At 73.2% G+C, this 14,598-nt stretch carries 9 protein-coding genes and 1 pseudogene; 8 read left to right on the forward strand and 2 right to left on the reverse strand.

Annotated features, from left to right (window positions below):
* The first annotated feature begins 5 nt into the window (after window positions 1-5).
* The 3 genes from ACY0MR_RS21925 (at window position 6) to ACY0MR_RS21935 (ending at window position 3,829) form a co-directional block, all read left to right on the forward strand.
* On the forward strand, window positions 6-920 hold the full coding sequence (locus tag ACY0MR_RS21925; RefSeq protein WP_473554822.1) for a cellulose-binding protein: 915 nt from the start codon (window positions 6-8) through the stop codon (window positions 918-920).
* A gap of 176 nt (window positions 921-1,096) precedes the next feature.
* Complete coding sequence (locus tag ACY0MR_RS21930) at window positions 1,097-1,477, forward strand: VOC family protein (RefSeq protein WP_404085157.1); 381 nt, start codon at window positions 1,097-1,099, stop codon at window positions 1,475-1,477.
* Window positions 1,478-1,546: 69 nt separating this feature from the next.
* Window positions 1,547-3,829: an FG-GAP repeat domain-containing protein gene (locus ACY0MR_RS21935; RefSeq protein WP_473554824.1), complete on the forward strand. Its 2,283-nt coding sequence runs from the start codon at window positions 1,547-1,549 to the stop codon at window positions 3,827-3,829.
* Window positions 3,830-3,838: 9 nt separating this feature from the next.
* Here the strand turns inward: ACY0MR_RS21935 and ACY0MR_RS21940 are convergent.
* Window positions 3,839-4,319, reverse strand: a pseudogene (locus tag ACY0MR_RS21940) (ATP-binding protein).
* Between the two features lie 103 nt (window positions 4,320-4,422).
* On the opposite strand from ACY0MR_RS21940, the gene ACY0MR_RS21945 reads away from it, so the two are divergent.
* Together ACY0MR_RS21945 and ACY0MR_RS21950 are read left to right on the forward strand one after the other, a co-directional pair.
* A complete protein-coding gene (locus ACY0MR_RS21945; RefSeq protein ID WP_073916575.1) occupies window positions 4,423-5,283 on the forward strand; it encodes a helix-turn-helix domain-containing protein in 861 nt (286 codons plus the stop codon).
* Window positions 5,280-5,468, forward strand: coding sequence for a DUF397 domain-containing protein (locus tag ACY0MR_RS21950; protein WP_073915971.1), 189 nt, complete (start codon window positions 5,280-5,282; stop codon window positions 5,466-5,468). Before ACY0MR_RS21945 ends, ACY0MR_RS21950 begins: the two co-directional genes overlap by 4 nt.
* Window positions 5,469-5,489: 21 nt before the next feature.
* On the opposite strand, the gene ACY0MR_RS21955 is transcribed toward ACY0MR_RS21950, so the two are convergent.
* Window positions 5,490-7,055 carry an MFS transporter gene (locus ACY0MR_RS21955; RefSeq protein WP_388806135.1) on the reverse strand — a complete coding sequence of 522 codons (1,566 nt, stop codon included), beginning with the start codon at window positions 7,053-7,055 and terminating at the stop codon, window positions 5,490-5,492.
* A 438-nt stretch (window positions 7,056-7,493) separates the two neighbouring features.
* Here ACY0MR_RS21955 and ACY0MR_RS21960 point away from each other — a divergent pair, with 438 nt between their 5' ends.
* The 3 genes from ACY0MR_RS21960 to mfd all read left to right on the forward strand — a co-directional run bounded on the left by ACY0MR_RS21960 (window position 7,494) and on the right by mfd (window position 14,580).
* Window positions 7,494-8,282 (forward strand): ABC transporter ATP-binding protein, encoded by a 789-nt coding sequence (locus ACY0MR_RS21960; RefSeq protein WP_388806133.1) that lies wholly within the window; start codon window positions 7,494-7,496, stop codon window positions 8,280-8,282.
* A complete protein-coding gene (locus ACY0MR_RS21965; RefSeq protein ID WP_404085151.1) occupies window positions 8,279-10,849 on the forward strand; it encodes an ABC transporter permease in 2,571 nt (856 codons plus the stop codon). The genes ACY0MR_RS21960 and ACY0MR_RS21965 overlap by 4 nt, the downstream gene beginning before the upstream one ends.
* A gap of 191 nt (window positions 10,850-11,040) precedes the next feature.
* Window positions 11,041-14,580 carry a transcription-repair coupling factor gene (gene mfd, locus ACY0MR_RS21970; protein ID WP_388806129.1) on the forward strand — a complete coding sequence of 1,180 codons (3,540 nt, stop codon included), beginning with the start codon at window positions 11,041-11,043 and terminating at the stop codon, window positions 14,578-14,580.
* Window positions 14,581-14,598: the final 18 nt, after the last annotated feature.

The raw sequence follows: 14,598 nt of genomic DNA on the forward strand, positions 1-14,598 counted from the left end.
AGGGGATGAGTTTCGCTGTCGGACGGGGACGCGGCTATCGGCCGGAGCAGGTCGACCGCTACCTCGCCGCGCTCGCCGGGGACCGTGACGGAGCCTGGGAGCGGGCCGCGCGGCTCACCGTCCTCGCCGAGGAGGCGGAGGCCGAGGCGGCCCGGCTGCGCGCGGCCGTGGAGGCGCTCGTACCGCACCGGTACGAGAACCTCGGCGCGCGGGCGGGGGAGATCCTGGAGCTGGCCGAGCGGGAGGACGAGTCGCTCGTACGGTCCGCCGAGGCGGCGGCGCAGGCCCTCGCGGAGGCGGCGGACACGGCCGCCCGGGAGGCGGCGGACACGGCCCGGGCGGACGCGGACGGCGTCCGGGAGGCGGCCGAGGGAGCGGCGGGCAAGACCCTTGCGGCGGCGCGGGCGCGGGCCGAGGAGCTGACGACGGAGGCCCGGCGCGCGGCGGACGAGCTGCTGACGCGGGCGCGGGAGGCCTTCGAGGAGACCGAGCGGCGCGCGGCGGACCTCCTCGCGGAGCAGGACGCGGAGCAGAAGGCCGTACGGGAGGAGGCGGACCGCACGGCGGACGGCAGGGCGGCCGCCCTGGACGCCCACCACGGGGAGCTGACCGCCGCGGCGGAGGCGAGGCTCGCGGAGGCACGGCGGACCCTGGCGCGGACCGAGGAGGAGGCCCGGCACGGCCAGGAGGACGCGGAGGCGCGCGCGGGCGGACTGCTCGCGGAGGCCCGGATGAGGGCGGAGCGGGTCGAGCGCGAGACCGAGCGGGTGCTGCGGGAGCACGAGGAGGCCCGGGACGAGATCCACGGCCACATGGACCACATCCGCGACTCGTTGGCGGCCCTGACGGGTCGCGCGGGGACGACGGACGGGAACGAGAACGAGAACGGGAACGGGAACAGGGGCGGCGACGAGGGGTAGTCGGGGGAGGCGGGCCACCGCCTCGGGCCGTGTCAGAGGCGCCTCCCGCCTCCGGCTCGGCTCCCCCCTGCCCCCCGCTCGGCTCCCGCCTGCCTCCCGTTCGCCTCCCGCCTGCCTCCGGTCCGCCTCCCGGGACGCCCCGCTCCCGGCCGTGCCGACTGTCTAGGCTCGCCCCCATGCTCATGCGACCGACCGCCGTCAATCTCGACTGCGACGACCCCCTCGCCCTCGCCGACTTCTACCACCGGGCCACCGGGCTGCCGCTCCACGAGCGCTCCGACGGGGAGTTCGCCGGCGTCGGCGGCGGGGAGCACGGGCTGCTCCTCGGCTTCCAGCGGGTCGACGGCCACCGCCCGCCGACCTGGCCCGCCCCGGACGTCCCGCAGCAGCTCCACCTCGACTTCGAGGTCGACGACCTGGACGAGGCGGTGGCCCGGCTCGTCGCGTGGGGCGCGACCGTACCGGCGGCCCAGCCCCGCCCCGACCTGTGGCGGGTGGTGCTGGACCCGGCGGGGCACCCGTTCTGCCTCTCGCCGCGGAGGCGGGCGGGCGCCTGACGGAGGCCGGTGACGGCCGGGCCCCACCCGTCGGCTAACCTCCCGATTCCCAGGGGAGGGAACATGAACATGCACGTCACACGCACGCGCGGCCGCCGTCTCGCGGCCGTCGCCGTCACCGTCGTCCTCGCCGCCACGAGCGGTGCGCTCACCACGCTCCCGGCCACGGCCGCGCCCACGTCGGGGGCCGCGCAGGAGGACCAGCAGGCCCCCGTGCCGTTCCCGCGCAACGCCGACGTCGTCGGCGCGGGCCCGAACGGCTTCCTGTCGAAGACCCGCGGCGCCGCGCCGGAGTTCCGCTGGACCTGGTACGCGGACGGCTCGTCCGTCGTGCTGCCGGGGGCCACCGAGGCCGCCGCCGGCGGCGCGGACCTCGTCGTCACCGTCGACCGGTCCGCCCCGGTCGCCGGCCGGGTGGTCCGGGTCTACGACCTGGCGAAGCCCACCGCCGCGCCGGCCCCCCGGGAGGTGAGCCTCGACGCCCTCGGCGACGGCTTCTTCTTCGAGGGCGTCGCCGGCGCCACCATGCTCCTCGGGCAGTACGTGGCCGGCGGCCCGCAGAAGCAGTACGCCGTCACCCTCGACGGCAACCCGCCGAAGGCCCGCGCGGTGGCCGGAGGCGCCGGAATCGACTGCGCCGACGGCCGCGACGGCTGGACCGACACCGCCTCCGTGCTCTACGAGTGCAGCCTCGACGCGACCGGGACGACGGTCAAGATCCTCGTCGACCTCGCCTCGGGCACCTCGAAGTGGTACCCCCAGTTCGACGACCAGTGGGCCCGTGAGGGCGCCGTCTCCGGCACCCACGTGGCCTGGCGCGAGGCCCGGATGTCCGGCAGCCGGTCCGTCCACGGGATCGTCGCCTTCGCGCGCGACAGCACCACCGAGCGGTGGATCCCGTCGGACGACGACCTGAGCGACCCGCTGTACCTGGTCGGCGGCTGGGTGGCGTCCGGCCGCAAGGCCCACATCGAATCGTCCACCTCGGTGCCCGGCCAGCCCCGCCCGACGGTGCGGCCGTTCACGGCCCAGTCCGTCGCGACCGGCGAGAAGGTCCAGCTCCTCACCGCCTTCTCGTCCGCCGTCGCGGGCCCCGACGGCAGCCTCCTCGTGCGCGGCGGCACCCCCGAGCACGGCGAGGGCCTCTACCGGGTCTCGCCGCGTTCCGACGGCGGCCGTCCGGACGTCGTACTCGTCGCGTCCACCGGGCAGTCGACCGTCCTGGCCGTCACCCGTTCGACCACCCCGACGACCCTGACCGGCGAGCAGGCCGCGCGCGGCTTCGACTTCGGCTGGGACCTGTCCCGGGCGGACGCCGACGTGTGGCTGACCCTGACCCGCGTCGGCGGCGGCAGGACGATCAACACCCGCCTGTACGCCCAGAACCCCGCCGCCCCCGGCCTGCCGGGCCGCCTCACCTGGCACTGGGACGGCAAGGACCTGGACGCCGCCGACTGGGACGCCCCGGCGCGCAACGGCACGTACGAGTGGCAGCTCACCGCCCGCCCCGACGAGGGCATCGGCCCCGACGTCGTCTCCACCGGCCGGTTCACCGTGACCCGGCCGGCGGCCCCGCACGACTTCGACGACGACGGCACGGCCGACCTCCTCGTCCGGGACACCGGCGGGGTGCTGTGGCGCCTCGGCACCCGCCCGGCCGCTCCCGGCGGCTCCCTCGCGGACACCGGGGGCTCCCGCGTCGGTGGCGGCTGGGGAGCCTACGACCGGCTGGAGACCGTCGGGAACGTCGCGGGCTCGACCGCGCCCGACGTGATCGCCCGGGAGAAGAGCGGCGTCCTCTGGCTCTACCAGGGCACGGGCGACCGGGACAAGCCGCTCGCGGCCCGCACGAGGATCGGGTCCGGCTGGCAGACGTACACCGAGCTCGCGGGCGGCAGCGACCTGACCGGCGACGGCCGCGCGGACCTCGTCGCCACGGACAAGGCGGGCGCCCTGTGGCTCTACAAGGGCACGGGCTCGGCCACCGCCCCCTTCGCGGCGCGCAAGCAGATCGGCCACGGCTGGGGCGTCTACAACCAGCTGACGGCCACCGGCAACCTCGCCGGCGGCCCGGCCGGGGACCTCGTCGCCCGTGACAAGGACGGCGTCCTCTGGCTGTACCTCGGCAAGGGCGACGGCACCTTCGCCGCCCGCACCAGGGTGGGCGCCGGGTGGGGCGGGTTCGCCGGGCTCACCGCCGTCGGCGACGCCAACGGCGACGGACGGGCCGACCTGGTCGCCTCGAACGGCGCCGAGACCTTCTACGCCGGTACGGGCGACTGGTCGGCTCCCTTCAAGCGCGGCGCCGCCGTGTCCCTCACCCAGGAGACGACCTACAACGCCGTGTTCTAGACGGACCGTTCAGGGAAGGGCGCACTCAGCCCACACCGTCTTCCCCGGCGCGCCGACCCTGGGGTACCAGCCCCAGCGGTCCGCGAGCCGCTCCACGAGCAGCAGCCCCCGGCCCCCGTCCGCGAGTCCCTCCTCCGGACGGGGGCCGGGGCGCACCGGCATCCGCTCCCCCCGGGTGTCCCCGATCTCGACCCGCGCGACGGCCGGGACCGCGGGCAGCAGGCGCAGGAGGAGCAGGAAGTCCCGCCCCGGCACGTGCCCGTGCCGTACGGCGTTCGTCGCCAGCTCGGCCGCTACGAGAACGACGGTCTCGTGCGCGCCGGTCCCGCGCGACACCCCACTCGTCCAGCTGGACGGCGACGAGCCGTCGCGCGAGGCGGGCGCCCCGGGCGGTCGAGGTGAAGCGGAGGGCGAAGACCCGCCGGTCCAAGTGAGGTGAGACACCATCGAGTTGGGTGGTGGCCGTGGGGCTGAGGTTGTCGCTCGTCATGCCCTCCAAGCTCCTCTTGGTGGCGTAGCGTGACCAGTGGTGACGCACTGACGCGACCCGCTTGTACGTGGGGTGCCGGTGCCGGTACGAGAGGTGGGGCGCGGTGGCGGACGAGCAGGCGGAGCCCGGGGCCGACGAGGCGGAGGGCGCCCAGACGGCGGACAAGTCCGGGCAGGGCGTGGTGGCGGCGTTCGGGCAGAGCCTGAAGACCCTGCGGACGCGGGCGGGGATGGAGCGGGAGGAGTTCGGCAAGCGGCTGGGCTACTCGGCGTCGACCATCGCGTCGTTCGAGCAGGGGCGACGGATTCCGCCGCCGCGTGCGATCGACCGGTCGGACGAAGTGCTGGGCGCGGACGGTCTGTTGAAGGTCTGGAAGGACCAGCTGGAGAGGGCGCAGTATCCGGCGTTCTTCCAGGGGATGGCGCAGTTGGAGAAGCAGGCGATAGAGCTGCTGGCGTACGACACGCTGGCGGTCAAGGGACTGCTGCAGACCGAGGAGTACATGCGAGCGGTGCTGAGCAACCGGCGTCCGCCGCTCGACGCCGAGACCATCGAGCAGCGCGTGACCGCGCGGCTGGCTCGACAGGCCATCTTCGAGCGGCGACCCGCGCCCTTCCTCAGTTTCGTCATGTGCGAATCGGTCCTGCGGCGCAACGTCGGCGGCAAGGAGGTGCTGCGCGGTCAGCTGGAGCAGCTCCTCCTCGTCGGAGGGCGACGGAATGTCGAGATCCAGGTCATGCCACTCGATTGCGAGGACAACGCGGGCTTGGAAGGACCGTTCACGGTCGTCACGCGCGAGGACGGCAAGAGATTCGTCTACGCCGAAGCCCAGAGCACCAGTGCCCTGGAGACCGACCCCAAGCAGACGGTTCTCGCCGCCGCTCGCTATGGGATCATCCGGTCGCAGGCTCTCAGCCCGCGAGAATCACTGGAGTTGATCGAGAAACTGTTGGGAGAGCTATGAACAGCGCGGAGCCCCTCGCCTGGTTCAAGAGCAGTTACAGCGGCGGTGACGGCGGCGACTGCATCGAGGTCGCGACCCGCGCGGGAGCCGTCCACGTCCGTGACTCCAAGGACGTCTCCCGGCCGGCCCTCCACGTCTCGCGCGAGGCGTGGGCCGGATTCGTCGGGCTCGCCTCGGCGGAGTAGTACAACCGCCGCCTGTACGCGTCAGCCCTCCGCGCTCCGCCGCTCCCCCTCCTCCAGGACCGGGAAGCGGCGGGGCGCCAGGGTGAGCAGGACCAGGAGCGCCAGGGCCGCCGCGCCCGCCGCGCCCACGAAGACGTAGTCGACGGCCGCGTCGACCGCGCGCCGCAGGCCGTCCATCGCCCCCGCCGTCAGGGACTCGGGCGCGTCCAGCGCCCGCGCCAGGGTGTCCAGGTCGCCGCCGCCCAGGCGGGCGGCGAGCACCCCGTTCGCCACGGCGCCGAACAGGGCCGCGCCCACGCTCTGGCCGACCTGGCGGCAGAAGAGGACGGACGCGGTGGTCGTGCCCCGCTCCTCGTACGGGACGGTCGACTGCACGCCGACGATCAGCGGCAGTTGGAAGAGGCCGAGGGCCGCGCCCAGGAGCAGCATGATCAGGGCGGGCTGCCAGGGTTCCCCCGGGAACGGCAGGAACGGGAAGGCCAGGAGCAGGAGCAGGGCGAGCGAGATGCCGATGACGGCCGTCAGCCGGAAGCCGATCCGGCCGTAGACCCGGTTCGAGAACGCCGCGCTGATCGGCCAGCTCAGCGTCATCACCGAGAGCACGAACCCGGCCGCGATCGGGCCGAGGCCGAGGACGGACTGCGCGTACGTCGGCAGGAACACCGTCGGCGCGACCATGAGCAGGCCCAGCGCGCCCAGCGCGAGGTTGACGGCCGAGATCGTCCGGCGGCGCCAGACCCAGCCGGGGATGATCGGTTCGGCCGCGCGTCGCTCCACGAGGACCGTGACCACGCCGAGGACGGCCGACCCGGCGAGCAGTCCGAGGGAGGGGGCCGACAGCCAGGGCCAGGCGACACCGCCCTGGACGAGGGCCGTGAGCAGCAGCGCGCCGGTCGCGAAGATCGCGAGGGCGCCCGCCCAGTCGATGCGTACGGGCGCGCGGGGAGTCGTGCGGGCCGGTTCCTTCAGGTGCCTGACGATCAGCCACAGCGCCACCGCGCCGATCGGCAGGTTGATGAGGAAGATCCAGCGCCAGTCCGCGTACCCGGCGAGGAGGCCGCCGGCGGCGGGGCCGGCCACCGAGGAGGCGGCCCACACCGAGGAGAGCTTCGCCTGGATCCTGGGGCGTTCCTTCAGCGGGTACAGGTCGGCGGCGATGGTCTGGATCGTGCCCTGGAGCGCGCCGCCGCCGAGGCCCTGGACGACGCGGAAGGCGATGAGGGAGGCCATGTTCCAGGCGGCCGCGCAGAGCAGGGAGCCGATGAGGAAGAGGACGACCCCGGCGATCAGGACCGGCTTGCGGCCGAAGGTGTCGCTGAGTTTCCCGTACACGGGCAGGGTGACGGTGACGGCGAGCAGGTAGCCGGAGAACAGCCAGGAGAAGACGGAGAGTCCGCCGAGGTCGCCGACGATCTGGGGGACGGCCGTGGAGACGATCGTGCCGTCGATGGCGGCGAGCCCCATGCCGAGCATGAGGGCGGCGACGACCGGGCCCCGGTGGCGGGGCCGCGCCGGGCCGGGTGCGGCGGTGGGCGTTCCGGCCCTGCCGGCGGGGCCGCCCGCCGGCGTCGTGGAGGACTCGGTCACCGCGCGCTTCCTTTCTTCGTACACCTAAATGTCGGTCGTCAGGGTCTCACCCGCACCCGAGGCGGTGGAACCCCCCGTGCCTTCCGGCCGGGCCCCTGGCCCTCCACCGGAGGGCCGAGCCGAGGCCCTCCGCCCTGGGCCCGGCCGAGGGCCTCCACCTCAGGGTGGAGGCCCTCACGCCCGTCCGGACGTGGGCGGGACGGGCCGACGGGGAGGTCGGGGGCACGGCCGCCCGCCCCGGAGCGCAGGCGGTGCGGGCGCCCACCGGGCGGCGGGGGTGCCCCGGGTGGACGCCCCTTAGGGGGATCTCCCCCATACGGCCCAGGGGTTGTTCGTCCCGGCGGAGGAGGAGAACTCCCGGCCCCGCTCCTTAACTTGAACTTACAAACCACCACCCGCGCTCCACCCGCGCTCCACTCACGCTCCGAGGAGAAAACCGTGACCACGGCTGTGACCATCCCCAGGCACGGGGGTACTGGAGGGACGACGGCCGTCGCCGCGCGGGCGCGTCAGGTCGTCAAGTCGTACGGCGCCGGGGAGACCCGCGTCGTCGCTCTCGACTCCGTCGACGTCGACATCGCCCGCGGACAGTTCACCGCCATCATGGGACCCTCGGGTTCCGGCAAATCGACGCTGATGCACTGCCTCGCCGGCCTGGACACCGTCACCAGCGGCGAGATCTTCCTCGACGAGACCGAGATCACCCGGCTCAAGGACAAGAAGCTCACGCAGCTGCGCAGGGACCGCATCGGCTTCATCTTCCAGGCGTTCAACCTGCTGCCGACCCTGAGCGCCATCGAGAACATCACGCTCCCCATGGACATCGCCGGCCGCAAGGCCGACGCCGAGTGGCTCCGCCGGGTCGTCGACACCGTCGGCCTCTCCGAGCGGCTCAGGCACCGCCCCAACGAGCTCTCCGGCGGCCAGCAGCAGCGCGTCGCCGTGGCCCGCGCGCTCGCCGCCCGACCCGAGATCATCTTCGGCGACGAACCCACCGGAAACCTGGACTCGCGGGCCGGCGCCGAAGTCCTCGGCTTCCTCCGCACCTCGGTCGACGAACTGGGGCAGACCATCGTCATGGTCACCCACGACCCGGTCGCCGCCTCCTACGCGGACCGGGTCCTCTACCTCGCCGACGGGCGGATCGTGGACGAGATGCTCCGGCCCACCGCCGACGCCGTCCTCGACCGGATGAAGGACTTCGACGCGCGCGGGCGGACCTCATGAGCGTCCTGAAGACCTCCCTGCGCAACTTCTTCGCGCACAAGGGACGCATGGCGCTCTCCGCCGTCGCCGTCCTGCTCTCCGTCGCGTTCGTCAGCGGCACCCTCGTGTTCACCGACACCATGAACACGACGTTCGACAAGCTCTTCGCGTCGACCGCCTCCGACGTCACCGTCAGCCCCAAGGACACCGACCCCGGCGACGTGCCCCAGGGCGGCCGCCCCGAGTCCTTCCCCGCCTCGCTCGTCGAGCAGGTCCGGAAGACCGAAGGAGTCCAGGCCGCACAGGGCTCCGTCGTCTCCACCGGCGTCACCGTCGTCGACGCGAAGAACAAGAACATCGGCCCCACCAGCGGTGCGCCCACCATCGCCGTCAACTGGAGCACCAACGAGCTCCGCTCGGTGGAGATGGCCTCCGGACACGAGCCGCGCGGCCCCACCGAGGTCGTCGTCGACGGCGACACCGCCGAGAAGCACGGCCTCGCGCTCGGTGACGAACTGCGGACCATCTCCGTCGTCGGCGACTTCACCGCGAAGATCTCCGGCATCGTCGACTTCAAGGTCACCAACCCCGGCGCCACCGTCGTCTACTTCGAGACCTCCGTCGCCCAGCGCGAACTCCTGGGCAAGGAGGACCTGTTCACCCAGATCACGGTCGACGCCCGGCCCGGCGTCAGCGACGACGCGCTCAAGGCGGACATCGCCGCCTCGATCGGCACCGGCTACACCCTGCAGACCGCGGCCGAGGCCGCCGACGCGGGCCGCGAGGACGTCGCCGGCTTCCTCGACGTCATGAAGTACGCGATGCTCGGCTTCGCCGGAATCGCCTTCCTCGTCGGCATCTTCCTCATCGTCAACACCTTCTCCATGCTGGTCGCCCAGCGCACCCGTGAGATCGGCCTCATGCGGGCCATCGGCTCCAGCCGCCGGCAGGTCAACCGCTCCGTCCTCATCGAGGCCCTGCTCCTCGGGATCGTCGGCTCCGTCGCCGGAGTCGCCGCCGGTGTCGGACTCGCCGTCGGACTCATGAAGCTCATGTCCTCGATCGGCATGGAACTCTCCACCGACGACCTCACCGTCGCGTGGACGACCCCCGTCGTCGGCCTCGCCCTCGGCATCGTCGTCACCGTCCTCGCCGCCTACATCCCGGCCCGCCGGGCCGGGAAGGTCTCCCCGATGGCCGCCCTCCGCGACGCGGGCACCCCCGCCGACGGCCGGGCCGGCCGGGTCCGCGGCGCCATCGGCCTCGCCCTCACCGCCGCCGGAGCGGCCGCCCTCGTCGCGGCGGCCCGCGCCGAGGAGGCCGCACCCGGCTCCCTCTGGCTCGGCCTCGGCGTCGTCCTCTCCCTGCTCGGCTTCGTCGTCGTCGGCCCGCTCCTCGCGGGCGGGGTCGTCCGCGCCCTGGGCGTCGTCGTCCTGCGGATCTTCGGCCCGGTCGGCCGGCTCGCCGAGCGGAACGCGCTCCGCAACCCGCGCCGCACCGGCGCCACCGCCGCGGCCCTGATGATCGGCCTCGCCCTCGTCGCCGCCCTGTCGGTCGTCGGATCCTCGATGGTCGCCTCGGCCACCGACGAACTGGACCGCTCCGTCGGCGCCGACTTCATCGTCCAGTCCGGTACCGGCCAGCCGGTCGTCCCGCAGGCCCTCGCAGCCCTGGAGAAGACCCCGGGCCTGGACCACGTCAGCGAGTACAAGTGGGTGGACGCCACCGTCACCGACCCGCGCGGCCGCACCACCACCGCCGACCTGGCCGCCACCGATCCGACGTACGTACGGGACCTGCGCCGGGAGACCACCGCCGGCACCCTCACCGACGCCTACCGCAAGGGCGCCATGTCCGTCGGCAGCGACTACGCCGCCGAGCACGGGGTCAAGGTCGGCGACGTCCTGACCCTCGCCTTCAAGGGCGGCGAGAAGGCGAAGCTCACGGTGAAGGCGATCACCGCGGACACCGGACAGGTCGACAAGGGCGTGATGTACATCGACGTCGCCACCCTCGCCGAGTACGTCCCCGCCGACCGCATGCCGCAGAGCCTGCTCCTGCTCGCCAGCGCGAAGGACGGCCAGGAGGACGCGGCCTACCAGGCGCTCAAGGACGCGCTCGTGCCGTACCCGCAGTACAAGGTGAGCAACCAGGCCGACTACAAGGAACAGCTGAAGGACCAGGTCGGACAGCTGCTCAACATCGTGTACGGGCTCCTCGCCCTGGCGATCGTCGTCGCCGTCCTCGGCGTCGTGAACACCCTCGCCCTGTCCGTCGTCGAGCGGACCCGGGAGATCGGCCTCATGCGGGCCATCGGGCTCTCCCGCCGGCAGCTGCGCCGCATGATCCGGCTGGAGTCGGTGGTGATCGCCCTGTTCGGCGCGCTCCTCGGCCTCGGCCTGGGCATGGGCTGGGGCACGGCCGCCCAGAAGCTGCTGGCCCTGGAGGGCCTCGGGGTCCTGGAGATCCCCTGGCCGACCATCGTGACGGTCTTCGTCGGCTCGGCCTTCGTGGGCCTCTTCGCGGCGCTGGTCCCGGCGTTCCGGGCGGGTCGGATGAACGTCCTGAACGCGATCGCGAGCGAGTAGTCCGGAAGGCGCTCGGACAGTGCGGCTCTCCGCCCGCACGGGGGTGGGGTGGAGGGCCGCGCGGGCGTGCACCGGCGGGCTTCGCAGGCGGGCGTCCGTGGCTCGTCGTACGCTGGGAGCCCCGGCCCGTGCGACGTGTCGGGCTGTTCGCGTTGCCCGCCCCCGTCGTCCGAACCCGGGATGGAAGCTCCATGAGCCTGCACGGTCTGCTCGATGTCGTCGTCAAGGACGCCGCCCTCGCCGAGGCGGTGAAGGCAGCCGCCGACGGCAACCGCCCGCACGTCGACCTCGTCGGTCCGGCCGCCGCCCGCCCCTTCGCCGTCGCCGCGCTCGCCCGTGACTCGGGCCGTCCCGTACTCGCGGTCACCGCGACCGGCCGGGAGGCCGAGGACCTCGCCGCCGCGCTGCGCTCGCTCCTCGACCCGGACCGTGTCGTCGAGTACCCCTCGTGGGAGACCCTGCCGCACGAGCGGCTCTCCCCCCGCTCCGACACCGTCGGCCGTCGCCTCGCCGTCCTGCGCCGCCTCGCGCACCCGCGGGACGACGACCCGGCCGCCGGCCCGGTCAGCGTCGTCGTCGCCCCCATCCGCTCCGTGCTCCAGCCCCAGGTCAAGGGCCTCGGCGACCTGGAGCCGGTGGCGCTGCGGAGCGGGCAGACGGCCGACCTGAACGAGATCGTGGAGGGCCTGGCGGCCGCCGCGTACTCCCGGGTGGAGCTGGTCGAGAAGCGCGGCGAGTTCGCCGTGCGCGGCGGCATCCTGGACGTGTTCCCGCCGACCGAGGAGCACCCGCTCCGGATCGAGTTCTGGGGCGACGACGTCGAGGAGATCCGCTACTTCAAGGTCGCCGACCAGCGGTCCCTGGAGGTGGCCGAGCACGGCCTGTGGGCGCCGCCCTGCCGCGAGCTGCTGCTGACCGAGGACGTGCGGGAGCGGGCGGCGGCGCTCGCCGAGCTCCACCCGGAGCTGGGCGAGCTCCTGAACAAGATCGCGGAGGGGATCGCCGTGGAGGGCATGGAGTCCCTCGCGCCGGTCCTCGTCGACGACATGGAGCTGCTGCTGGACGTCCTGCCGAAGGGCGCCATGGCCGTGGTCTGCGACCCGGAGCGGGTGCGGACCCGGGCCGCGGACCTGGTGGCGACGTCGCAGGAGTTCCTCCAGGCCTCCTGGGCGGCCACGGCCGGCGGCGGCGAGGCCCCCATCGACGTCGGCGCGGCCTCGCTCTGGGGGATCGCGGACGTCCGGGACCGGGCCCGCGAGCTGGGCATGTCCTGGTGGTCGGTGTCGCCGTTCGCGGCGGACGCGACGGCCGACGGCGCCGACGGCGACACCCTGACGCTCGGGATGCACGCCCCCGAGTCGTACCGCGGCGACACGGCCCGCGCGCTCGCCGACACCAAGGGCTGGCTGGCCGACGGCTGGCGCACGGTCTACGTCACAGAGGCCCACGGCCCCGCGAGCCGCACGGTCGAGGTGCTGGGCGGCGAGGGCATCGCCGCCCGCCTCGACGCCGACCTGGCGGAGATCTCCCCCTCGGTCGTGCACGTGGCCTGCGGCTCCATCGACTACGGCTTCGTCGACACGGCCCTCAAGCTGGCCGTCCTCACCGAGACCGACCTGTCCGGCCAGAAGGCGGCCGGCAAGGACGGCCAGCGGATGCCGGCCAAGCGCCGCAAGACCATCGACCCGCTGACCCTGGAGGTCGGCGACTACATCGTGCACGAGCAGCACGGCGTCGGCCGGTACGTGGAGATGGTCCAGCGGACCGTGCAGGGCGCCACCCGCGAGTACCTCCTCGTCGAGTACGCGCCCGCCAAGCGCGGCCAGCCCGGCGACCGGCTGTACATCCCGACCGACCAGCTGGAGCAGGTCACCAAGTACGTCGGCGGCGAGGCGCCGACCCTGCACCGGCTCGGCGGCGCGGACTGGACGAAGACGAAGGCGCGCGCGAAGAAGGCCGTCAAGGAGATCGCGGCCGACCTCATCAAGCTGTACTCGGCGCGCATGGCGGCCCCCGGGCACGCCTTCGCCCCGGACACCCCGTGGCAGCGCGAGCTGGAGGACGCCTTCCCGTACGCGGAGACGCCCGACCAGCTCTCCACCATCGCCGAGGTGAAGGACGACATGGAGAAGACGGTCCCCATGGACCGTCTGATCTGCGGCGACGTCGGCTACGGCAAGACGGAGATCGCGGTCCGGGCGGCGTTCAAGGCCGTCCAGGACGGCAAGCAGGTCGCCGTCCTCGTCCCGACGACGCTGCTGGTCCAGCAGCACTTCGGCACGTTCAGCGAGCGGTACTCCCAGTTCCCGGTGAAGGTGCGGGCGCTGTCCCGCTTCCAGACCGAGACGGAGGCGAAGGCCACCCTGGAGGGCATGCGGGAGGGTTCGGTCGACGTCGTCATCGGCACCCACCGGCTCTTCGCCTCCGAGACGAAGTTCAAGGACCTGGGCCTGGTCATCGTCGACGAGGAGCAGCGCTTCGGCGTCGAGCACAAGGAGCAGCTGAAGAAGCTCCGCGCCAACGTCGACGTGCTGACGATGTCGGCCACCCCCATCCCCCGTACGCTCGAGATGGCGGTCACCGGCATCCGCGAGATGTCGACCATCACCACCCCGCCCGAGGAGCGCCATCCGGTCCTCACCTTCGTCGGCCCCTACGAGGAGAAGCAGATCGGCGCCGCGATCCGGCGCGAACTGCTGCGCGAGGGCCAGGTCTTCTACATCCACAACCGGGTCGACTCGATCGACCGGGCGGCGGCGCGGCTGCGTGAGATCGTCCCCGAGGCCCGGATCGCGACGGCCCACGGCCAGATGTCCGAGTCCGCCCTCGAACAGGTCGTCGTCGACTTCTGGGAGAAGAAGTTCGACGTCCTCGTCTCCACGACCATCGTCGAGTCGGGCATCGACATCTCCAACGCCAACACCCTGATCGTCGAGCGCGGCGACAACTTCGGCCTCTCGCAGCTGCACCAGCTGCGCGGCCGCGTCGGCCGGGGCCGGGAGCGCGGCTACGCCTACTTCCTGTACCCGCCGGAGAAGCCGCTCACCGAGACCGCGCACGAGCGGCTCGCGACGATCGCCCAGCACACCGAGATGGGCGCGGGCATGTACGTGGCGATGAAGGACCTGGAGATCCGCGGCGCGGGCAACCTGCTGGGCGGTGAGCAGTCCGGCCACATCGCGGGCGTCGGCTTCGACCTGTACGTGCGGATGGTCGGCGAGGCCGTCGCGGACTACCGGGCGCAGATGGAGGGCGGAGCGGAGGAGGAGGCCCCGCTGGAGGTGAAGATCGAGCTGCCGGTCGACGCCCACATGCCGCACGACTACGCCCCGGGGGAGCGGCTCCGCCTCCAGGCCTACCGTTCGATCGCCTCGGCGAACTCGGAGGAGGACATCAGGGCGGTCCGCGAGGAACTCACCGACAGGTACGGCAAGTTGCCCGAGCCGGTCGAGAACCTGCTGCTGGTGGCGGGGCTGCGGATGCTGGCCCGCGCGTGCGGCGTCGGCGAGATCGTCCTCCAGGGCCCGAACATCCGGTTCGCCCCGGTGGAGCTCCGCGAGTCGCAGGAACTGCGCCTGAAGCGGCTCCACCCGCGGACCGTCATCAAGCCGGCCGTGCACCAGATCCTGGTGCCGCGGCCGACGACGGGCAAGATCGGCGGGAAGCCGGTGGTGGGACGCGAACTGCTCGCGTGGACCGGGGAGTTCCTGACGACGATCCTGGGGTCGTAGCGCGGGGCGGGCGGAGGA

The sequence above is a fragment of the Streptomyces sp. JN8 genome, assembly GCF_055808075.1.

Excerpts from the sequence above, each read along its gene's own strand:
- ACY0MR_RS21925 (WP_473554822.1), top strand. The coding sequence starts at position 6 with ATGAGTTTCGCTGTCGGACGGGGACGCGGCTATCGGCCGGAGCAGGTC.
- ACY0MR_RS21930 (WP_404085157.1), top strand. The coding sequence starts at position 1,097 with ATGCTCATGCGACCGACCGCCGTCAATCTCGACTGCGACGACCCCCTC.
- ACY0MR_RS21935 (WP_473554824.1), top strand. The coding sequence starts at position 1,547 with ATGCACGTCACACGCACGCGCGGCCGCCGTCTCGCGGCCGTCGCCGTC.
- ACY0MR_RS21950 (WP_073915971.1), top strand. The coding sequence starts at position 5,280 with ATGAACAGCGCGGAGCCCCTCGCCTGGTTCAAGAGCAGTTACAGCGGC.
- ACY0MR_RS21965 (WP_404085151.1), top strand. The coding sequence starts at position 8,279 with ATGAGCGTCCTGAAGACCTCCCTGCGCAACTTCTTCGCGCACAAGGGA.
- mfd (WP_388806129.1), top strand. The coding sequence starts at position 11,041 with ATGAGCCTGCACGGTCTGCTCGATGTCGTCGTCAAGGACGCCGCCCTC.